This window comes from Rhodoferax sp. (assembly GCF_018780565.1).
Lineage (GTDB): Bacteria > Pseudomonadota > Gammaproteobacteria > Burkholderiales > Burkholderiaceae_C > Rhodoferax.
In genome coordinates this window covers 17962-38769 of record NZ_JADMJN010000009.1, presented here as the reverse complement: position 1 = coordinate 38769, position 20808 = coordinate 17962, and the positions used below count along the sequence as shown (strand labels likewise).

The following is a 20808-nucleotide window of genomic DNA, read 5'->3' as shown; positions in this document are numbered from 1 at the left end:
TTCACGATAGATGCCGCAAGGAAGAGCTGTGCTGTTACTCAAATCGCTTTTGGCCTGGTTAGTCATCTTGGTCCTCGCTGTAGCCAACGGAGCTTTGCGCGAAGCCGTTCTGGTTCCTTCCTTTGGCAGAGCCAGCGGCCTCGTCCTGAGCGGTGTGCTGCTTTCTCTGCTTGTGGCACTTGTGGCCCACGCCTTTGTGCGTTTCACGAAGAACGTCACTGCATCGCAGGGCCTTCTTGTTGGCGTTTTCTGGTTGTGCCTGACGCTGGCTTTCGAGTTCAGCTTCGGGCGCTATGTCCAGCACAAGTCCTGGGCCGAGCTACTTGATGCGTATACCTTCAAAGACGGAAACCTCTGGCCTGTCGTCCTTCTTGTCACGCTTCTGGCACCCTGTTTCGCAGCCCTGGCCCAGGCAAAATCGAGGCATGAGCCATAGCTGCGGGCTATTGCTGTCGTTGGAGTCGATTAAATGCCTGGCCTGCGGGCGATGACGGTCGAGAAGCGCTTCAAGGTGGCTTGCGGCGCTTCGAAATCAGTGAACTCAGAATGCTCAATGTCCCATCCTTTGAACCGGCGCAGCATTTCAAACGGCTCGAAGAGACAGTGACTGGATGGATCGAACATGTCCATGTAAGTCGTTCCCTCGACGAGAACATTGATGATGACAAGGCCCCCGGGGCGAACGTGAGACTGCAGCTGCGACAGCACCTTGAATGCGCTTGTGCAGTCAAAGAACATGAGCAGTCCTATACAGACAATGCAGTCGTAATCACCTGTGATCGAATAATCGCGCAAGTCGGCAACGGATGCTGAAATTTGCAGGTTGTCAGCCGCAGCCCGCAGTTTGATGTGTTCGATGGCGGCAGGACTGGCATCTATCGCGCGAACCTGGCAGCCCCTCAGGGCCGCGGCGAATGCCAGATTTCCCAAGCCGCAGCCAAAGTCAAGTACTTCGCCGCGCAGGTAGGGCAGGGCAAGGTCCTCAAACGGATTCAACTTGTTGGCGTCGTCGCTCAACTGACGTTTGAACTGCTCGTCAAAGAAGGCAATGCTCTTGTTGCTGGTCATGATTGGAAAAGTTTACACCCCGCATTTGGGCAAAGCTCGACATTCTGCTTGGGATACGCTGCCGTTGCCGCTTGGCAGCGCTACCATTCGCCCATGACCTGGTTAATTACAAAGTACCTCGTGACCGCCGGTCTGGTGGTTGCCATCTCCGAATTTGCCAAGCGCAGCGACAAGCTGGGCGGTTTGATTGCCGCATTGCCCTTGGTGGCAATCCTGACACTGGTTTGGCTGTACGTGGATGGTCAGCCAGAGGCAAAAATTGCCAATTACGCCTGGTATACCTTTTGGTACGTTGTGCCGACGCTCCCCATGTTTTTGGTTTTCCCCCTGTTGCTTCCACGCTTGGGGTTCTGGTTGACTTTGGCCGCATGCGTGGTTCTGACCCTGGCTTGCTTCGCCGTCTTTGCCTACGTGGTCAGGCTGTTTGGCGTTGACCTGCTCTGACAATCAACTGTTTGCAGCCGACGTGCCGCCTATTGCTTCGCCCCCAACTGCAGCGCCGCCGTCCTGGACGCTGCCAAGGCCTGCAGGTCGGCATCGGCCTGGGTAGGCCAGCCGGCCAGATGCCGCTGGGTTAACTCGCACAGGGCCGTGATCCACCCGATGTCATCGTTCAGGCAGGGGATGTAGTGGTAGTCCTTGCCGCCCGCGGTCAGGAACGCTGCGCGGCCCTCCATGGCGATTTCTTCCAGCGTTTCCAGGCAGTCGCTGGTGAAGCCGGGGCATACCACATCGACGCGCTTCACGCCCGCTTTGCCCATGGCGATCAGTGTGGGTTCGGTGTAGGGCTCCAGCCATTTGGCGCGGCCCAGGCGGGATTGAAACGTCACCTTGAACTGCTCCTTGCCCAAGCCCAGTTCTTCGGCCAGCAGGCGGGCGGTCTTGTGGCATTCGCAGTGGTAGGGGTCGCCCAGATGCAAGGTGCGCTCGGGCACACCATGAAAGCTCATCACCAGCTGGTCGGGGCGGCCGTTGGCCTTCCAGTACAGGCTGATGCTTTGGGCCAGCGCCTTGATGTAGCCGGGGTCGTCGTGGTAGCGGTTCACAAAGCGCAGCTCGGGCAGGTTGCGTACCTTGCCGGCCCAGGCGTACACCGCGTCAAAAAGGCTGGCGGTGGTGGTGGCCGAATATTGCGGGTAGGCCGGCAGGATCAGTACGCGCGTCACGCCCTCTGCCTTCAGTGCATCGAGTTGGGAGGGGATGGAGGTGCTGCCGTAGCGCATGGCGTAGCGCACCTGCACCCTGTGTCCGCGCTGGCCCAGCCAGCCTTGCAGCAGCTTGGCCTGCTTCTCGGTCCAGACCTTGAGCGGCGAGCCCTCTTTTGTCCAGATGCTGGCGTACTTGGCGGCCGACTTGGCGGGCCGCACGCGCAGGATGATGCCGTGCAGAATCAGCAGCCACAGCAGGCGCGGGATTTCCACCACACGCGGGTCGCTCAGAAACTTGGCCAGGAAGCGCCGCACATCGGCTGGTGTGGGCGTGTCGGGCGTGCCCAGGTTGCAGTACAGCACGGCGGTGCGCGGTACCTGACCATGGGTGAAGGAGGGTTCTTTGGCGAACTTGCCGCTTGAAAATTGGGTCATGCGGTATTCTCCCGCACCTATGCTGGATATTTCAAAAATCAGGGCAATAACCCTCGATCTGGACGACACGCTGTGGCCCATTTGGCCCACGATCGAGCGCGCGGAGAAGGCCCTGGCCACCTGGCTGGGGCAGCAGGCGCCAGGCGCCGCTGCAGTTTTTGCCGACCCCCGGGCGCGCCATGCGGTGCGTGAGCAGGTGGTTCGCACGCAGCCTGGCATCGGCCACGACTTGAGTGCGCTTCGGCGCGAGTCCATCCGCCTGGCGCTGCACCATGCCAGCGAGGACACTGACCTGGCAGAGCCCGCCTTTGAGGTTTTTTTTGCCGAGCGCATGCGCGTGGACTTGTTCGACGATGCCCGCCCCGCGCTGGAGTTTCTGGCGGCGCGCTTTCCGATCGTGGCACTGTCCAACGGCAATGCCGATGTGGGTCGGGTTGGTCTGGGTGAATTTTTCACAGCGGCGGTGAATGCACGCGAATTCGGCGTGGGCAAGCCCGATCCGCGAATCTTTCATGCTGCGGCCATGGCGGCGGGCGTCACGTCCGATGCGGTGTTGCACATTGGCGACGATGCCGCGCTGGATGTGCTGGGTGCTTTGAGTGCCGGCATGCAAACCGTGTGGGTCAACCGCAGCGAACACCTGTGGACGCATGAACAGCATCCGCACGAAACAGTCGCCACTTTGAGCGAGCTTTGCGACCTGTGGTCTGCCAATTCCCCGCAGGCCTGACGGCCCGGCGCTGATTTCTAGCGCTGCGGTGCGGGGCGAAGCACCAGGGTGCTGCGGGTGTGGGCCGTGATATCTGCGTCTGCCAGATGCGCCGGAAAATAGCCGCCCACCATGAAGGCCTTGGCCTGGTCCTGGTAATGCGCATCAAACAGCACGCCGCTTTGGCCCACCGGGTTGATGCCCAGGGCCTTGGCCGGATCTGCAAAATCAATGAGCCTGCGAGTTGACGGACCAAAGCGAACCGCCCAGGGCGCGGGGCCGATGGAGCCAGAGAAGTGGTTGGGTGTTTCACGCCCGCCCGGTGCAGGAAACGGCCCGACGTTGAACAGCAGGTCCAGTGGTTTTTGCCTGCCCAAAGGATGTCCGTGCGTCAGCGTGTGGGCCTTGCCCCAGCCCCAGCCAGCAGGGTCTTTGCCCATGGTGGCTTGCAGGTGGTTGATGGTGGCACGCCATACGGCCACCAGCGTGTCGGTGCGGGTCTCCACCGCGGGGGTGTTCTTGTTGTCCCACCAGGGTGACGCGGCGTCGGCGGCCAGCCGGGGCAGGGCATAGTCCAGCGCGAAAGTGCCCAGCAGGTTGTTGAACTGTGCTTCGCCCATTTTGTCGGCCATGGTGCCACGGGCCAATTCGTACAGGAACTGGTTGAACACGGTGGGTGTCACGCTGTAGAGGTCATGGTTGCCGTTCCATGCGGCCAGACTCTCCAGCAGCAGGCGCTCCTTCGGATCATTGACCCGGCTCAGCAGGATCGGAATCAAAGGCTTGAGCACGCGCGGGCCGTAGGCGTTCTGGCTGTCAAGCTGGAGCGACTGGCTGTTGGTCAGGTTCCACAAGGTGTTGGGATCGCGCAGGCGCTCGTCCAGCCGCTGCACGCGGTCTGGCATGCTGTAGTAGCCTGGCACCGGCACGCCGCTTTTTGGCCTGGGTTGATGGTTGGCCGAGACGATATAGCCGCGCTGGGGGTTCTCTTCCTGCGGGTTGTCGCTGAAGCGGTAAAAACCCAGCTTGTCCGCTTCAGCCGTGCCGCCATCCAGAATGAATGCGGGGTTGACGCCGTCCGGGCGTATGGGCAGTTTGCCGGCAGCCCACCAGCCGATGTTGCCCGCTGCGTTGGCCCACATCACGTTCAGGCCAGGCGCATGGACCTTGCTCAGGGCGTTGCGCGCCTTCTCCAGCGTGTCGGCGCGGTTGAGTTCGTAAAACGCTTCCAGCACCGGGTTTTCTGTTTCCAGAAATGCCCACCACATGGCCACGGGTGTGGTGCCATAGCTGCCTGGAAAAGCATCGGTGATGATCGGTCCGTGCGGTGAGCGGCGCAGTGTCAGCTGGATCGGTGCTGCGCCCTTGACCTTGATGATTTCCTCGCGACTTTGCATGTCCACCCATTGCCCCTGGTACCAGACCTGATTGGGGTTGGCGGGGTTGACCCTCTCGGCGATCAGGTCCAGGTCGTCGTTCTGGAACATGGTCAGGCTCCAGCCAAATTGCAGGTTGTGGCCCAGCAGGGCTGTGGGGTGCAGCGCCAGGTGGTGGCCGTACAGTTCAAAGCCGGGTGCGGACAGATGCGCCTCGTACCAGACCGAAGGCGCTGCAAAGTCGATATGTGGATCGCCCGCCAGCAGTGGCTTGCCGCTGGCGGTTCGGCTTCCCGCAACGGCCCAGGCATTGCTGCCTTGCAATTGCGGCAGGCCGGCCAGTCGCAGCGCCTCGCGGCCAAGCTGGGCCAGCTGATCGAGCTTGTGCCAGTCCTTCGCGTTCAGTGCCGTGGTGCCGGGACTGATGACGCCCTGCGGGTTCCATTCAAGGTCAAACACTTTCAGGTAATCGGCCCCCAGCTTGTCGCGCACATGGGTCAGGGCCGGTTCGGTGCGAAACGCCGCCGCAAAGCTATATGCCAGGTAGCCGGACAGCGCCACGGTGTCCTGTGCCGTGAAGGGTCGCTTGGGAATGCCCAGCAGGTCAAATTCCATGGGGGCAGGGTGCGTGGCCTGGTATTGGTTGATCCCGTCCAGGTAGGCCGCATGGGCCTTGGCTGGAGCGCTGTCCTTGTCCATTTTGGCGATGGTGGTTTGCGCATGCTCCCGAAGGCCCAGCGTGCGGAACAGGCGGTCCACCTCGACCAGCTTGGGGCCCAGAATTTCAGCGAGCTCACCCTGCGCCAGACGCCGCATGATCTCCATCTGGAACAGCCGGTCCTGCGCATGCACATAGCCCAGCGCACGGTACAAGTCCAGTTCGTTCTCAGCGCGGATGTGCGGCACGCCGCGCTCGTCATACCGCACGCTGACCGGTGCGCTGAGTTGTGCCATTGACAGCGTGCCCGAGCGTTGCGGCAGCTTGGTGCGCAGGTACCAGGTGGCGCCCGCCAGGGCCACCAGCGTCACCAGCACAAGCAGAAGGGCGATGGCTTTCAGAACCTTTTTCATGGACGGGATTCCCGGTGGGCTGTGTCATTCGGGGTCGGATGGGCTGCATCGTCGCGCAGCGCCTGGATCACGGCCACAGCGCTACGCACCGCGCCTTCCAGGGTTGCGGGGTAGGGGCCGCTCACGTAGTCGCCACAGGCCATCAGCCCTGGCACGAGGCACTGGGCGGGCCGTTGAAGGTCGGGCGTGCAGGCGAAGGTGGCACGCTTTTCCACAATTGTTTGCACGGCCTGTAGTCCAAGACCGAGTTGCTGTTCTGCCTGCAGCAGCACCTGGGCCTGCAGCGCCTCGCGATCTCCGGTGCTGGCGCTCACCACAAACGCGAGCAGGCCTGGTGGACCGCCAAGCTGACCGCGGTCAAACACAAACTGGGCCGGAGCAGAGGCGGTGCTACGCAAGCTCAGCATGGGGTGGGGTAGCGTGGCACCTGCGCCCCAGGCATAGACCGTGGTGATGGCTTCAAACTGCAAGGCGCTGGCGCAAGCGGTCCATTGCCAAATGCTGTCCGCTATTGAATCAGTAGCTGACTGCGCTGTATTTTCAAGGACCCGGGCTGCGTCGGACGCTGAATTGGCGAAAATTACCGCGTCAAAGTGCTCGCTTTCAATCTGCCACCCTTGGCCCTGCTGCGTGACGGTCTCCACCCTGCTGGCCAGGCGTACCTGACCACCACGCTGTCCTAGCCAGTCGCTGGCGGCCTGGGGAAATAACGCCGAGAGATTGACCTGCGGCAGCAACAGGTTGGAGCCCCCCTGAATACCAAACAACGCATCTTTCATCACCCGCAAAAAGACCTGTGCACTGGCGCGTTGTGCCGGCGTGTTGAGGGCCGATACACACAGAGGTTCAATCAGTTCAGCCATCACCCGCGGGCTCAAGGTGCTGCAAAGCTCAGCCACCGATGCGCTCGCAGCACACTGAAAGCCCTGCATTTGCCAGCCGGTCGCCGTGCGCAGCAAAGACCATTTGTCCGCTACCGACCAGCCGCGTGCACGGGCAATGCCGGCCAGCGCGTCCAGCGGTGTTGGCCAGGCTGGAAAACGCAAGCCCATTCCGTCTGCAAACACCAGGGCCATCGGCAGGCGCAGCAAGGCGTCTGTTGCCTGAACACCCACCCGCTCCATCAGACGCAGCGTTTCGGAATAGGCACCAATCAGAATGTGCTGACCATTGTCCAGGGTCACGGGGGTTCCGTCCGGCAAGGTGCCATTCAAGGCCCTGGCCCTCCCGCCTATTGCGCGGGATGCTTCAAAAACAATAGCGGTATGACCGGCTTGCGTTGCCTCCACAGCCGCAGCCATGCCGGCCCAGCCCGCACCGATGATGGCGATCTTCATCTGGGTGTGGCAGTCATCTAGATCCGACCCAGGGCCTGCACCTTCCACGCCAGCCAAAGCTTGCGCAGGGGCGTGAGGCTCACACGCTGGTGGAGTACCTGGAAGTTGTCACGCTCAATCTCGGTGAGCAGGGCGCGGTAGATGCTGGCCATCATCAGGCCCGGCTTCTGGGCCCGCCGATCCGCTGCGGGCAGCAGTGCCAAAGCCTCGTCATAAAGACCCTGGGCACGCTGCGCCTGAAACTTCATGAGTGCGGTGAAACGGTCCGAATAGGTTTGCTTCAGAATTTCGTGGGCTTTCACATCGAACTGCTGCAACTCGTTGACGGGCAGGTAGATGCGCCCGCGCAAGGCGTCCTCGCCCACATCGCGGATGATGTTGGTGAGTTGCAGGGCTTGCCCCAGCTTGTGAGCATAAAGCGTTGTTTGTGCCTGCGTCTGGCCGAAAATGTTGGCGGCAACTTCACCCACAATGCCCGCAACAAGATGGCAGTAGCGCTGCAGGCCGGGGTAGTCGAGGTAGCGGGTCTGCGCCAGGTCCATCTGGCAGCCTTCGATCACCGCCTGCAGGTGGCGCTGTTCAATCCTGTAATCCGCTGCCAGGGGCATGAGGGCTTTCATGACGGGGTGGCTGGGCTGACCCGCAAATGATTGACTCACCTCGGATTGCCACCAGGCCAGCTTGGTGCCGGCCACGCCAGCGTCCACCGTATCGTCCACCACGTCATCCACCTCGCGGCAAAACGCATAGAAGGCCGTAATTGCCGCGCGGCGGGGCTTGGGCAGGAAAAGAAAAGCGTAATAAAAGCTGCTGCCCGAGGCGGCGGCTTTTTGCTGGACGTAGTCTTGTGGCGTCATGAATGGTTCGGGTTGATGCGCCTAGTTTATCCAGCAGGCATGACGCCTGTGGCGTACTGGCAATCAGCCCATGCGCCAGGCTCGCCACAGCAGAACCGGCGCGTCCAGCCAGCCCATCTTGGGGCGTGTGCGCCAGGTGGCAAAGTCCATGGCTTCGATCTTGTCCAGGATGCGCAGGCCGCCTTGCACCACCAGGCGCAACTCCCAGCCGGCACGGCCTGGAATGCGGCACGCCAGTGGGGCGCCTTTTAGCATCATTTCCCTCGCCGATGCTGCATAGTGTGCTACTAATTGTGCAGCATATGGCGAGTCGCTTTCGACTTGTAAATCGGCATCCTGCACCCCAAAGCGTTGCATGGTCTGCGCACTGGTGTACCAGCGAGCCCGGGGTACGTCCACACTGATGTCTTGCCAGAAATTAATGAGCTGGAGAGCGGTGCAAATATGGTCACTTTGCTGCAGGGAGGTATCGTCATGGATGCCATACAGATGCAACAGCAGGCGCCCCACCGGATTGGCAGACAGGCGGCAATAGTCCTGCAACTCCCTGTCGTCCTGGTAGCGGCGGCCCGATTCGGTGTAGCGGACGTCCTGCTCAAATGCCTGCAATAGTTGCTCAAGAAGGACGATTGGCAGCTGAAAATCGCGCAAAATGCGGCCGAGGGGCACAAAAACGTGAGGCCAACGCTCGCTGGGGGCATGGGCTTGGGCAATGGCCGTCAGGTCGGCCTGGTAGGCAGCCAGATCGCCCAGACGGATTGCCGCTGGAGCATCGCCCTCGTCGGCCAGATCATCGGCGGTGCGGGCAAACCAGTAAATAGCGGCGATGGCGGGGCGCAGGCGGGGCGGGCACAACCATGAGGCAACAGGAAAGTTCTCATAGTGATTCACCGGCGCGGCGCTTTCGAGGGGTTTGGTCACGGCAGGGCTCATGGTTTGACAAGCAAGAAGAATTAACTTAAATTACTAACCGTTCGGTCATTAAATGAGTTCGGCGCTCTTGGAAATAAAAACAGTCATGTATAAAAAGTCATTTTCTGTCCGTTTTCTGCCCTTGGCAGCGGCGATTGTCCTGGTTGCCTGCTCCAAGCCCGCCCCGGTGGAAGAGCCGGTGCGCGCCGTCAAGGTGCTGACGGTGGGCATGGGGAGTATGCAGTCTGGCGCTGAGTTTGCCGGTGAAGTGCGCGCCCGCGTCGAGTCCCGTCTCGGATTTCGGGTTGGCGGCAAGATCACCCAGCGCCCGGTCGAGGTAGGGCAGCGGGTCAAGGCGGGGCAGTTGCTGGCCCAGTTGGACCCTCAGGATTTCAGGCTGGCAGCCGAGGCTGCCAAGGCCCAGGTGGCACAGGCCGCCACCAACCGCAACCTGGCCGCCGCTGACTACAAGCGTTTCAAGGAACTGAAAGACCAGAATTTCATCAGTGGCGCCGAGGTGGAGCGGCGCGAAGCCACCCTCAATGCCGCCCAAGCCCAGCTTGAGCAGGCGCAAGCGCAGCTCTCCGGTCAGCGCAATCAGGCGGCTTACACCAATTTGCTGGCCGATGTGTCCGGCGTTGTCACGGCCGTGGAGGCCGAACGCGGGCAGGTGGTGGCCGCCGGAACACCGGTGGTTCGCATTGCGCAGGATGGCCCGCGCGACATCGTTTTCTCGGTGCCCGAAGACCGGGTGTCCATGATCAAGGAAGGCTCTGGCGTTGACGTTCGGGCCTGGTCCGCTGGCGAAAACCTCAAGGGCATGGTGCGCGAAGTGGCCGCCAGTGCAGACCCGGTGACCCGGACTTACCAGGTCAAGGTGTCGCTGGATGTGGCCAACCCCAAGGATGCGCCCCCCCTGGGCTCCACTGTTTATGTATCACCGCAGGCCTTTGCCCGCAGCGGTGTCGCCGTCATCAAACTGCCTACCAGTGCCTTCAAGCAGGATGGCAAGACTTCTGCTGTATGGGTTCTGGACCCTGCCACCATGACCGTGCGGTCGCAGCCGGTGGAGATTGCCACCGCAGATGGCAACGATGTGGTGGTATCGGCCGGACTGACACCCGGCATGCTGGTGGTGTCGGCCGGTGTGCATGTATTGACACCGGGCCAAAAGGTCAGTATCTACAAGGAAAAGGAAGGCGATAAAGTGGCTGTGTCCCCCGCAACGGCCGCGTCTTCTGCTACAGGTTCTGTAGCGACTGGGACTGTCGTCCAGGCCCCTGCTTCCGCTGCCAAGTGAGCCTGCTATGACCCAGTTGCAACCCAAAGCGGGCTTCAATCTTTCCAAGTGGGCGCTTGACCATCCAGCGTTGACCCGCTATCTGCTGGTCGTCCTGATGGCGCTCGGCTTCGCTGCCTATTTTCAGTTGGGCCAGGACGAAGATCCGCCTTTTGCCTTTCGTGTGATGGTGATACGTACCATGTGGCCCGGTGCCACGGCGCAACAGGTGGCCGATCAGGTCACCGACAAGATCGAGCGCACGCTGCAGGAAGTGCCCTACGCCGACAAGATCCGCAGTTTCTCCAAGCCGGGCGAATCCACGGTCATCTTCCAGCTCAAGGACAGTTCCAAGGCGGCAGATGTTCCCACGATCTGGTACACGGTGCGGAAAAAGATCGGAGACATGCGCTACTCGCTTCCAGGCGGTGTGCTGGGGCCATTTTTCAATGATGATTTCGGCGACGTGTATGGCGTTATCTACGCGCTGGAGTCCGATGGTTTCTCCAACGAAGAAGTGAAAACCATGGCGGACAGCGTCCGCCAGGAGTTGCTGCGTGTGCAGGATGTCAACAAGGTGGACCTCTTTGGCGTGCAGGACGAAAAGCTCTACATCGAGATTTCCCAGAAGCGGCTGGCCCAGCTGGGTCTGGACTTGAACCAGGTGCTGGCACAACTGGGGCAACAAAATGCGGTGGAAGGCGCCGGCACCATGCAAACGCCGTTGGACGTCTTGCAGGTTCGGGTAGGAGGCCAGTTCGAAACCATTGACCAGCTCAAGAGCATGCCGATTCGCGGCAGCACGGGCAATCAGTTGCGCCTGGATGATATTGCCGATATCAAACGTGGCTATGTGGACCCGCCGCAGGTCAAGGTGCGACACCATGGACAGCAAGTCATTGCGCTGGGGGTGTCCATGGCCAAAGGCGGCGACATTCTGGCATTGGGCAAAGCGCTCAAGGTTGCAACGACGCGCATCGATGCCACGCTGCCGGTTGGCGTCAAGCTGACCCAGATTCAGGATCAACCCGTGGCGGTGGCCAAGTCGGTGAACGAATTTGTGAAGGTGCTGATTGAGGCGATTGTCATCGTGCTGGTGGTGAGCTTCGTCAGCCTGGGCTTTCATCGCCGCCCCGGCGTTACGCGTTTTTACAACCGCTATTACATCGACATGCGTCCCGGTCTGGTGGTGGGCATCACCATTCCGCTGGTTTTGGCGGTGACTTTTCTGGGCATGTACTACTGGGGCATTGGCTTGCACAAAATTTCGCTGGGTTCGCTCATCATTTCCCTGGGTTTGCTGGTGGATGACGCCATCATTGCCGTGGAAATGATGGTGCGCAAGATGGAGGAGGGCTACGACAAGGTTCGCGCCGCCACCTTCGCCTACGAAATCACCGCCATGCCGATGCTGACCGGTACTTTGATCACAGCCGCAGGTTTCTTGCCCATCGGCATCGCCAAGTCGGTGACGGGTGAGTACACCTTTGCCATCTTCGCGGTCACGGTTCTTGCGCTGGTGTTGAGCTGGCTGGTGTCCGTGTACTTCGTGCCCTATCTGGGCACGCTGCTGCTCAAGCGCCCGGCCCATCTGGCAGTGGCGGGCCAATCGCCCCACGAAAGTTTTGACAGCGGTTTCTACAAGGCTTTTCGCAAGGCCGTGAACTGGTGCGTTGAATACCGCTGGACCACCATCGGCCTGATGCTGCTCACGTTTGCCCTGGGTATCGTTGGCATGGGGCGGGTGCAGCAGCAGTTTTTCCCCGACTCCAGCCGGCCCGAGATATTGCTGGACGTCTGGTTTCCGGAAGGTACCTCTTTCGCTGCCAACGAGGCCACCACCAAGCGCGTCGAAAAGCGCTTGATGGATGAAGCGGGTGTGGTCTCCGTCAGTACCTGGGTCGGCTCGGGCGTGCCGCGCTTCTATTTGCCTCTGGATGTGGTTTTTCCGCAGTCCAACGTGTCCCAATTCATCCTGATGCCGCAGGATCTGAAGGTGCGCGAGGCACTGCGCATCAAATTGCCCGCCTTGCTGGCCCAGGAATTCCCGGAGGTGCGGGGTCGGGTCAAGGTCTTGCCCAATGGCCCACCCGTGCCTTATCCGGTACAGTTTCGTGTGGTGGGTTCTGAGCCCAAGGTCCTGCGTGAACGCGCCGACGAGGTCAAGGCCATCCTGCAGGCCAACGCCAACATGCGCGGCGTCAATGACAACTGGAATGAGTTCGTCAAGGTCTTGCGGCTGGAGGTCGATCAATCCAAGGCGCGTGCTCTGGGTGTCACCAGTCAGTCGATTGCCCAAGCCTCCAAGACGATCCTGGCCGGCACCACGGTGGGCCAGTTCCGCGAAGGCGACAAGCTGATTGACATTGTGTTGCGTCAGCCACTGGACGAGCGCAACGCCATCACCGACATCGCGAATGCCTACCTGCCTACTGCATCGGGACGCACCATTCCCCTGATGCAGATCGCCAAACCGACCTTCTCCTGGGAGCCCGGTGTGCTGTGGCGCGAGAACCGCGACTACGCCATCACGGTGCAGGGTGACGTGGTCGAAGGCCTTCAAGGCGCCACTGTGACAGCCGAACTGACGCCAGCGCTTCGTGCTCTGGAGTCCAAATGGCTGCAACAAGGCCATGCCGGTTACCGGATTCAGGTGGCGGGTGCCGTGGAGGAGAGCAGCAAGGGCTCGGCCTCCATTGCCGCAGGGGTTCCCATCATGCTGTTCATTACCTTTACCTTGCTGATGTTGCAGTTGCATAGCTTCAGCCGGGCCATGCTGGTATTCCTGACGGGACCTATGGGTATTGCCGGTGTCGCAGGTGCCTTGTTGCTCCTGAATCGTCCCTTTGGCTTTGTAGCCTTGCTTGGCGTGATTGCCTTGATGGGCATGATCCAGCGCAATTCGGTCATCCTCATTGACCAGATTGAGCAGGACCGCGCCAGTGGCGTGCCCGCATGGGATGCCATTGTGGAGTCCACCGTGCGGCGTTTGCGTCCCATTGTGCTGACTGCTGCCGCTGCCGTGCTGGCGATGATCCCCCTGTCGCGCTCGGTATTCTGGGGCCCCATGGCGGTGGCGATCATGGGCGGGCTCATTGTCGCGACGGTGCTGACGCTTCTCGCCTTGCCTGCCATGTACGCCGCCTTGTACCGGGTCAAGCGGGAGCCTGTCGCAGCAGGTTAAAATAGAAAGTTGACCTATTTCACGGGGATGGTCGTGCAGACCGTCCCCTTTGTTTTTGCGCGGGTGGCGAAATTGGTAGACGCACCAGGTTTAGGTCCTGACGTCCGCAAGGATGTGGGGGTTCGAGTCCCCCCCCGCGCACCACGTTAGCGTATTTGCAGAAGAGTTTGCAGCCGCATGGCGGTACACGCTGTATGCATTTGTTTGATATTTAGGAGAATTACCATGGCTGTTACTGTTGAAACTCTCGAAAAGCTGGAACGCAAAATCACACTGACACTGCCCGTCGGCGTCATCCAGGCTGAAGTTGAAGCGCGTCTGAAAAAGATCGCACGCACCACCAAAATGGATGGCTTTCGCCCAGGCAAAGTGCCGATGAACGTGGTTTCCCAGCGTTACGGCTACTCGGTTCACTACGAAGTCATGAACGACAAGGTGGGTGAGGCGTTTTCCAATGCTGCCAACGAAGCCAAGTTGCGCGTGGCGGGCCAGCCACGTATCACCGAAAAGGAAGCATCGCCTGAAGGCGAAATGGCTTTCGACGCTATTTTCGAAGTCTTCCCCGAAGTCAAGATCGCCGATTTGGCTACGGCCGAAGTCGAAAAAGTCAAAGCTGAGGTGGATGACAGCGCCATCGACAAGACCCTGGACATTCTTCGCAAGCAGCGTCGCACCTTTGCACAGCGCGCGCAGGACGCCGCCGCACAGGACGGCGACCGCGTGACAGTTGATTTCGAAGGCAAGATCGACGGTGAAGTCTTTGAAGGCGGCAAAGCCGAAGACTTTCAGTTCATCCTCGGCGATGGCCAGATGCTCAAGGAGTTTGAAGACGCAACCCGTGGCATGAAGTCCGGCGAAAGCAAGACTTTCCAGCTGGCCTTCCCCGCTGAATACCATGGCAAGGATGTCGCCGGCAAGACCGCTGACTTCATGGTCACGCTCAAGAAAGTTGAAGCAGCCCATTTGCCCGAAGTGAATGAAGCTCTGGCCAAGTCGCTGGGCATTGCCGAAGCCACGGTCGAAGGCCTGCGCGCCGACATCAAGAAGAACCTGGAGCGCGAAGTCAAGTTCCGCCTGCTGGCTCGCAACAAAGCCGCCGTCATGGATGCGCTGGTTGCCAAGGCCGAGCTCGACCTGCCCAACACCAGCGTGCAAGCGGAAATCAGCCGCCTGCTCGAAGGTGCCCGTGCGGACCTCAAGCAGCGCGGTGTCAAGGATGCTGACAAGGCCCCAATCCCTGACGATGTGTTCCGTCCTCAGGCCGAGCGCCGCGTGCGCCTGGGCCTGGTGGTGGCTGAGCTGGTCCGATCCAACGCCCTGCAAGCCAAGACCGAGCAAATCAAGGCGCATATTGAAGAGCTGGCTGCCAGCTACGAAAAGCCCGCCGACGTGATGCGCTGGTATTACAGCGACAACAACCGCCTGGCCGAAGTCGAGGCAATGGTGATTGAGAACAATGTGACCGACTTCGTGCTGTCCAAGGCCAAAATCAGCGAAAAGAGCATTTCCTTTGATGAACTGATGGCTCAAAACTGATGAAAATGCCGCGTCAAGCGGTTTGGATGGGGCTTGGGCCGGGCTTGTAGTCTGGCGCTGTAGCCCCATTTCATTTGTGGCTCACATTTTTCGGTACAGTACCGGCATACCAGGAGATAACATGAACGTGCGATTTGGTGCAATGGATACACAAGCCCTGGGCATGGTGCCCATGGTGATTGAGCAATCGGGTCGCGGTGAGCGCTCTTATGACATCTACTCGCGTCTGCTCAAAGAGCGCGTGATTTTTTTGGTGGGGCCGGTCAACGATTACGTCGCCAACCTCGTCGTGGCGCAGTTGCTGTTTCTGGAGAGTGAAAATCCTGACAAGGACATTTCGTTCTACATCAACTCACCCGGCGGTTCCGTCAGTGCGGGCATGGCGATCTATGACACCATGAATTTCATCAAACCGGAGGTTTCCACGCTGTGTACCGGCATGGCCGCCAGCATGGGTGCTTTTTTGCTGGCAGCAGGTGCCAAGGGCAAGCGGTTCTCGCTGCCCAACTCCAAAGTGATGATTCACCAGCCTTCGGGCGGCAGTCAGGGGCAGGCCACCGAGATCGAGATTCAGGCCCGCGAGATTCTCAAGACGCGTGAACAGCTCAACAAGATTCTTGCAGAGCGTACTGGCCAGCCGCTGGAGCGTATTGAGCGCGACACCGAGCGCGACTATTACATGTCCGCCGAAGAGTGCAAGGAATATGGTCTGATCGATCAGGTCATTTCGAAGCGGGCATGACACATTAGCGATGCGCGGCGCCTTCATGGCGTTGCGTGAATCGTGGCGGCGTTGTCGCGATGGCGGGTTTTCTGCTGCGCACGACGCCGTTTTTAATTGGGTATCATTCGGTAATTTTCCGAAAAGGGCATAGTTCACATGGCCGAAAAAAAAGGCACTTCCGGCGAGAAGACTCTCTATTGCTCTTTCTGTGGCAAAAGCCAGCATGAAGTCAAAAAACTGATTGCCGGCCCGTCGGTGTTCGTCTGCGACGAATGCATTGACCTTTGCAACGAGATCATTCGCGACGAATTGCCTGCCAGCACCGAGGCACGCAACCCCAATGGCGAGCTGCCAACACCTGCGGAAATCAAGGCCAACCTGGACAACTATGTCATTGGTCAGGAACCCGCCAAGCGCACGCTGGCCGTCGCCGTGTACAACCACTATAAGCGCTTGCGGCACAAGGAAAAAGCCAAGAAAGACGATGTCGAGCTGGCGAAAAGCAATATTTTGCTGATTGGCCCCACCGGCTCTGGCAAGACCTTGCTGGCCCAGACTTTGGCACGCATGCTGGATGTGCCCTTTGTGATGGCCGACGCCACCACCCTGACCGAAGCCGGCTATGTCGGCGAAGATGTTGAGAACATCGTCTTGAAGCTCTTGCAAAGCTGCAATTACGAAGTCGAACGCGCCCAGCGTGGCATTGTTTACATCGATGAAATTGACAAGATTTCCCGCAAGTCCGATAACCCCTCCATCACGCGTGATGTGTCGGGTGAGGGTGTGCAACAGGCGCTGCTCAAGCTGATTGAAGGCACCATGGCCAGCGTACCGCCGCAGGGTGGTCGCAAGCATCCGAACCAGGATTTTGTCCAGGTGGACACCACGAACATCTTGTTCATTTGTGGCGGTGCGTTTTCCGGCCTCGAAAAAGTCATTGACAACCGCACCGCGTCGTCCGGAATCGGGTTCGGCGCCTCGGTCAAGAGCAAAGAGCAACGCAGTCTCACCGAAGTCTTCAAGGATGTCGAGCCAGAGGATTTGATCAAGTTCGGATTGATTCCCGAGCTGGTGGGGCGCATGCCCGTGGTGGCAACACTGGCCGAGTTGAGCGAAGACGCGCTGGTGCAGATTCTGACGGAACCCAAGAACGCGCTCGTCAAGCAATACGCCAAGCTTCTGGCCATGGAGGGCGTTGATCTGGAGATCCGGCCTTCGGCCCTGAAAGCCATTGCGAAGAAGGCCTTGGCACGCAAGACGGGGGCTCGTGGCCTGCGCTCGATCCTGGAGCAGTCCCTGATCGACACCATGTACGAGTTGCCCAACGTTTCCAACGTGGACAAGGTTGTTGTGGATGAATCCACCATCGAAGAAAACAAACCCCCCTTGCTGGTATACCGCGAGGCTGCCAAGAAGGCCTGATTTGTGCCGTCTTTGTGGCCAATTACTCAAATTTGACGTTCACGTACCCGGTCAATAATCGTTTGCGGGTTGAAAATCCGCACTTCTGATCCATATTTAACAGGTAACGTAAAGGTTTTCCCCATGTCTGGTCATACCCCACTACCTGCTACCCCTATTGATTTGCCATTGCTCCCGCTTCGGGACGTGGTTGTGTTTCCGCACATGGTGATTCCGCTCTTTGTGGGTCGACCCAAGAGCATCAAGGCGCTGGAAGCGGCGATGGAATCCGAGCGCCGCATCATGCTCGTGGCACAAAAAGCCGCCGCCAAGGATGATCCGCTGGTATCCGACATGTTTGATGTCGGTTGTGTCTCCACCATCCTGCAAATGCTGAAGTTGCCGGATGGCACGGTGAAAGTCCTGGTTGAAGGCCAGCAGCGGGCACGCGTCAACAAGATCGAAGAAGGTGAACTGCATTTCTCGGCCAACGTCACGCCCGTGGAGTCGGTTGCAGAGCCGGAATCCAAGCCCCGCGGAAAGACCAGCGAGATTGAGGCTTTGCGTCGTGCCGTCATGCAGCAGTTTGACCAGTACGTGAAGCTCAACAAAAAGATTCCCCCGGAGATTTTGACTTCCATCTCCAGCATCGACGATGCGGGTCGTCTGGCCGACACCATTGCTGCCCATTTGCCGCTGAAACTCGACAACAAGCAGGCCGTGCTGGACCTCACCTCGATTAAAGACCGTCTTGAGAATCTGTTCGAACAGATCGAGCGCGAGGTAGATATCCTGAACGTGGACAAGAAAATCCGCGGTCGCGTTAAACGCCAGATGGAGAAAAACCAGCGCGATTTTTACCTCAACGAGCAGGTCAAAGCCATCCAGAAGGAGTTGGGCGAAGGCGAAGAGGGCGCGGACATCGACGAGATCGAGAAAAAGATCAAAGCGGCAAAAATGCCGAAGGATGCGCTCAAGAAGGCCGAGGGTGAGCTTAAAAAGCTGAAGCTCATGTCACCGATGTCTGCCGAAGCGACCGTGGTGCGCAATTACATTGATGTCCTTACGGGTCTGCCGTGGGCTGGCAAGACGAAGATCAAGCACAACCTGGGCAATGCTGAGGCGGTGCTGAATGAGGACCACTACGGTCTTGACAAGGTCAAGGATCGTATTCTGGAATATCTCGCGGTGCAGCAGCGTGTCGACAAAGTCAAGGCTCCCATCCTGTGTCTGGTGGGTCCACCCGGTGTAGGCAAGACCTCCTTGGGCCAGTCCATTGCCAAGGCGACGGGGCGAAAGTACGTGCGCATGGCCTTGGGCGGGATGCGTGACGAGGCAGAAATTCGTGGCCATCGCCGCACCTACATTGGTGCCATGCCTGGCAAGGTTCTACAAAGCCTGTCCAAGGTGGGTACGCGCAATCCGCTGTTCTTGCTGGATGAAATTGACAAGCTGGGAACCGACTTCCGGGGTGATCCGTCGAGTGCGCTGCTGGAGGTTTTGGATCCTGAGCAAAACCACAAGTTTGGCGATCACTATGTCGAAGTCGACTTTGACCTGAGCGACGTGATGTTCGTGGCCACCTCGAACTCCATGAATATTCCACCGGCTTTGCTGGACCGCATGGAAGTCATTCGCCTGTCGGGTTACACCGAAGACGAGAAGACCAGTATTGCACTCAAGTACCTGTTGCCCAAGCAACTGGCCAACAATGGTGTCAAGGTAGAAGAGTTGCTGGTGGGTGAAGATGCCGTGCGGGACATCGTTCGTTACTACACCCGTGAGGCCGGTGTTCGTTCCCTGGAACGTGAGCTCTCCAAAATCTGCCGCAAAGTGGTCAAAGGCCTGCAGCTCAAGAAGATGGTGCCGCAGGTTAAGGTCAATGCCGATAACCTCAACGACTTTCTGGGCGTGCGCAAGTACACCTATGGCCGTGCTGAACAGCAAAACCAGGTGGGTCAGGTGGTCGGTTTGGCATGGACCGAGGTGGGTGGTGACCTGCTGACGATTGAAGCCGCCATGATGCCTGGCAAGGGCGTGATCACGCGCACGGGCTCCTTGGGCGATGTCATGAAAGAGTCCGTGGAAGCGGCCCGTACCGTGGTGCGCAGTCGCTCGCGCCGCTTGGGTATCAAGGACGAATTCTTTGAGAAGAAGGATATTCACATCCACGTACCCGATGGCGCCACGCCCAAGGATGGCCCCAGCGCGGGTGCAGCCATGACGACCGCTTTTGTCTCTGCCATGACGGGCATTCCGGTGCGCGGTGATGTCGCCATGACGGGGGAGATCACCCTGCGCGGGGAAGTCACTGCGATTGGCGGTTTGAAGGAAAAGCTGCTGGCCGCATTGCGCGGCGGCATCAAGACGGTGCTGATTCCCGAAGAAAATGCCAAGGATTTGCAGGACATTCCCGAGAATGTGAAAAACGGCCTGGAGATCGTGCCGGTGCGCTGGATTGACAAGGTGCTGGAAATCGCCCTGGAGAGAATGCCCACGTCCTTGCCTGAAGACGAGCCGGTGACGGGGGCTGCGACGGATGTGGCCGTACCGGCGGCGGAGTTGACGGGTTCGGTCAAGCATTGAGTTGAATTGCTGCGCAACTTTTTTCCAAAGGCTTGCAAAGAGCCTGAAATTTGCGCTATAATTTGAGGCTTGAAACGCGGGAATAGCTCAGTTGGTAGAGCGCAACCTTGCCAAGGTTGAGGTCGAGAGTTCGAGACTCTTTTCCCGCTCCAGATTCCAAAAGGGAAGCTCAGGCTTCCCTTTTTTGTCAAAAAAATTGGCGCGATAGCAAATCGGTTATGCAACGGATTGCAAATCCGTCTAGCCCAGTTCGACTCTGGGTCGCGCCTCCAGAGATATACGGCTAATTTCTGGTCACGAAGGCCTCGTCAGTCGAACTGTACGAGGCCTTTTTGTTTCACAATAGGCAGCCGTGCCCGAGTGGTGAAATAGGTAGACACATCGGACTTAAAATCCGCCGCTTCGTGAATAACGGGCGTACCGGTTCGATTCCGGTCTCGGGCACCACTACACTCATCATCCATGCCACGTTACAACGCCCCTTTTGAGATCCATGTCCATGGCCAAGTGGCTCTGCGCGCAGACGTTGTGTTTGCGCAGCTTGAAGATGCCCTGAAGCCTTTGTGGAAGTACGCCGGTGCACGCTCTTTGGCGGACGCCGCCGGCAGTTCCTATGAGGATGAGCCGGGTATCAAGTTCGATCCTCAGGATCACATGTTGCAGATGTGCTGGACCGTCGCCGGTGATGACGATTTCCGTCAGGTGCTTGATGAGGTCTGTATGAACCTCAACGAAGTGGCGCAGGCCGGTGCTGCGATTGAGGTCACGTTCTACGACGCCGATTTTGATGATGAAGACGAAGAGTCAGACGCCGAGTCGCGCGACGACTTCGTCATGCTCTTTGTGGGGCCGGACCCCGCAGCCATCATGCAGGTGCAGCGCGACCTGCTGGTGCAGGATGTCGTCAACATGATGGAGCGGCATTTCGACGGGGCCGAACTCGGCGGTGTCGTGGCCGAAATTGATAAATTGTTTGGCCAGCGATTTGACGATCTGGTCAACTCACTGCAACTCGGCAAGCCACCACGTGGCTCGGGTGGCGGCCATGGCGGCGTGGGCCATGGTGGAGGGCGCAAACCGCGCCATTTGCACTGATCCTTTGCTTCAAACCGCGTGGCTGCAGACATTTCTGAGTCAATTGCGGGCTTTCCCCTCGTCATCCATGCGTGGCGTGCTATCATTTTT

Annotated in this window: 16 protein-coding genes and 4 tRNA genes; 14 read left to right on the top strand and 6 right to left on the bottom strand. The window is 59.2% G+C overall.

Annotated features, from left to right (window positions below; genetic code table 11):
- Positions 1 to 28: 28 nt before the first annotated feature.
- The gene (locus IV109_RS13370) at positions 29 to 436 is read left to right on the top strand and encodes a hypothetical protein (protein ID WP_296697223.1); all 408 of its coding nucleotides are present in this window, start codon (positions 29 to 31) and stop codon (positions 434 to 436) included.
- Positions 437 to 465: 29 nt separating this feature from the next.
- Here IV109_RS13370 and IV109_RS13365 read toward each other — a convergent pair whose 3' ends face one another.
- Positions 466 to 1068 (bottom strand): class I SAM-dependent methyltransferase, encoded by a 603-nt coding sequence (locus IV109_RS13365; RefSeq protein ID WP_296697222.1) that lies wholly within the window; start codon positions 1066 to 1068, stop codon positions 466 to 468.
- Positions 1069 to 1161: 93 nt separating this feature from the next.
- Between IV109_RS13365 and IV109_RS13360 the strand changes: the two genes are divergently transcribed.
- On the top strand, positions 1162 to 1512 hold the full coding sequence (locus tag IV109_RS13360; protein ID WP_296697221.1) for a DUF3147 family protein: 351 nt from the start codon (positions 1162 to 1164) through the stop codon (positions 1510 to 1512).
- A 29-nt stretch (positions 1513 to 1541) separates the two neighbouring features.
- Here IV109_RS13360 and hemH read toward each other — a convergent pair whose 3' ends face one another.
- On the bottom strand, positions 1542 to 2651 hold the full coding sequence (gene hemH, locus IV109_RS13355; RefSeq protein WP_296697220.1) for a ferrochelatase: 1110 nt from the start codon (positions 2649 to 2651) through the stop codon (positions 1542 to 1544).
- On the opposite strand from hemH, the gene IV109_RS13350 reads away from it, so the two are divergent.
- Positions 2650 to 3381, top strand: a complete 732-nt coding sequence (locus IV109_RS13350; protein WP_296697219.1) for an HAD family hydrolase — start codon at positions 2650 to 2652, stop codon at positions 3379 to 3381. The genes hemH and IV109_RS13350 overlap by 2 nt on opposite strands.
- A 17-nt stretch (positions 3382 to 3398) precedes the next feature.
- On the opposite strand, the gene IV109_RS13345 is transcribed toward IV109_RS13350, so the two are convergent.
- The 4 genes from IV109_RS13345 to hpnC form a co-directional block, all read right to left on the bottom strand.
- Complete coding sequence (locus tag IV109_RS13345) at positions 3399 to 5807, bottom strand: penicillin acylase family protein (RefSeq protein WP_296697217.1); 2409 nt, start codon at positions 5805 to 5807, stop codon at positions 3399 to 3401.
- The gene (hpnE, locus tag IV109_RS13340) at positions 5804 to 7144 is read right to left on the bottom strand and encodes a hydroxysqualene dehydroxylase HpnE (RefSeq protein WP_296697215.1); all 1341 of its coding nucleotides are present in this window, start codon (positions 7142 to 7144) and stop codon (positions 5804 to 5806) included. Before hpnE ends, IV109_RS13345 begins: the two co-directional genes overlap by 4 nt.
- A gap of 17 nt (positions 7145 to 7161) precedes the next feature.
- Positions 7162 to 8001 carry a presqualene diphosphate synthase HpnD gene (hpnD, locus tag IV109_RS13335; protein WP_296697214.1) on the bottom strand — a complete coding sequence of 280 codons (840 nt, stop codon included), beginning with the start codon at positions 7999 to 8001 and terminating at the stop codon, positions 7162 to 7164.
- 63 nt (positions 8002 to 8064) lie between these two features.
- Entirely contained in the window at positions 8065 to 8934 is an 870-nt protein-coding gene (gene hpnC, locus IV109_RS13330) for a squalene synthase HpnC (RefSeq protein ID WP_296697213.1), read from the bottom strand.
- Positions 8935 to 9019: 85 nt separating this feature from the next.
- Between hpnC and IV109_RS13325 the strand changes: the two genes are divergently transcribed.
- The 11 genes from IV109_RS13325 to IV109_RS13275 all read left to right on the top strand — a co-directional run bounded on the left by IV109_RS13325 (position 9020) and on the right by IV109_RS13275 (position 20718).
- Positions 9020 to 10213: an efflux RND transporter periplasmic adaptor subunit gene (locus IV109_RS13325; protein ID WP_296697212.1), complete on the top strand. Its 1194-nt coding sequence runs from the start codon at positions 9020 to 9022 to the stop codon at positions 10211 to 10213.
- 7 nt (positions 10214 to 10220) lie between these two features.
- A complete protein-coding gene (locus IV109_RS13320; RefSeq protein WP_296697211.1) occupies positions 10221 to 13376 on the top strand; it encodes an efflux RND transporter permease subunit in 3156 nt (1051 codons plus the stop codon).
- 57 nt (positions 13377 to 13433) lie between these two features.
- Positions 13434 to 13520 (top strand) — tRNA-Leu (locus IV109_RS13315).
- An 81-nt stretch (positions 13521 to 13601) separates the two neighbouring features.
- On the top strand, positions 13602 to 14912 hold the full coding sequence (tig, locus tag IV109_RS13310) for a trigger factor (protein WP_296697209.1): 1311 nt from the start codon (positions 13602 to 13604) through the stop codon (positions 14910 to 14912).
- A gap of 121 nt (positions 14913 to 15033) precedes the next feature.
- A complete protein-coding gene (gene clpP / locus IV109_RS13305; RefSeq protein WP_296697207.1) occupies positions 15034 to 15654 on the top strand; it encodes an ATP-dependent Clp endopeptidase proteolytic subunit ClpP in 621 nt (206 codons plus the stop codon).
- A gap of 138 nt (positions 15655 to 15792) precedes the next feature.
- On the top strand, positions 15793 to 17058 hold the full coding sequence (gene clpX, locus IV109_RS13300) for an ATP-dependent Clp protease ATP-binding subunit ClpX (RefSeq protein ID WP_296697205.1): 1266 nt from the start codon (positions 15793 to 15795) through the stop codon (positions 17056 to 17058).
- A gap of 123 nt (positions 17059 to 17181) precedes the next feature.
- The gene (gene lon / locus IV109_RS13295) at positions 17182 to 19623 is read left to right on the top strand and encodes an endopeptidase La (protein WP_296697202.1); all 2442 of its coding nucleotides are present in this window, start codon (positions 17182 to 17184) and stop codon (positions 19621 to 19623) included.
- A gap of 76 nt (positions 19624 to 19699) precedes the next feature.
- Positions 19700 to 19775 (top strand) — tRNA-Gly (locus IV109_RS13290).
- Positions 19776 to 19821: 46 nt separating this feature from the next.
- A tRNA-Cys gene (locus tag IV109_RS13285) sits at positions 19822 to 19895 on the top strand.
- An 82-nt stretch (positions 19896 to 19977) separates the two neighbouring features.
- Positions 19978 to 20070, top strand: a tRNA-Leu gene (locus tag IV109_RS13280).
- 15 nt (positions 20071 to 20085) lie between these two features.
- The gene (locus tag IV109_RS13275; protein WP_296697201.1) at positions 20086 to 20718 is read left to right on the top strand and encodes a DUF6806 family protein; all 633 of its coding nucleotides are present in this window, start codon (positions 20086 to 20088) and stop codon (positions 20716 to 20718) included.
- Positions 20719 to 20808: the final 90 nt, after the last annotated feature.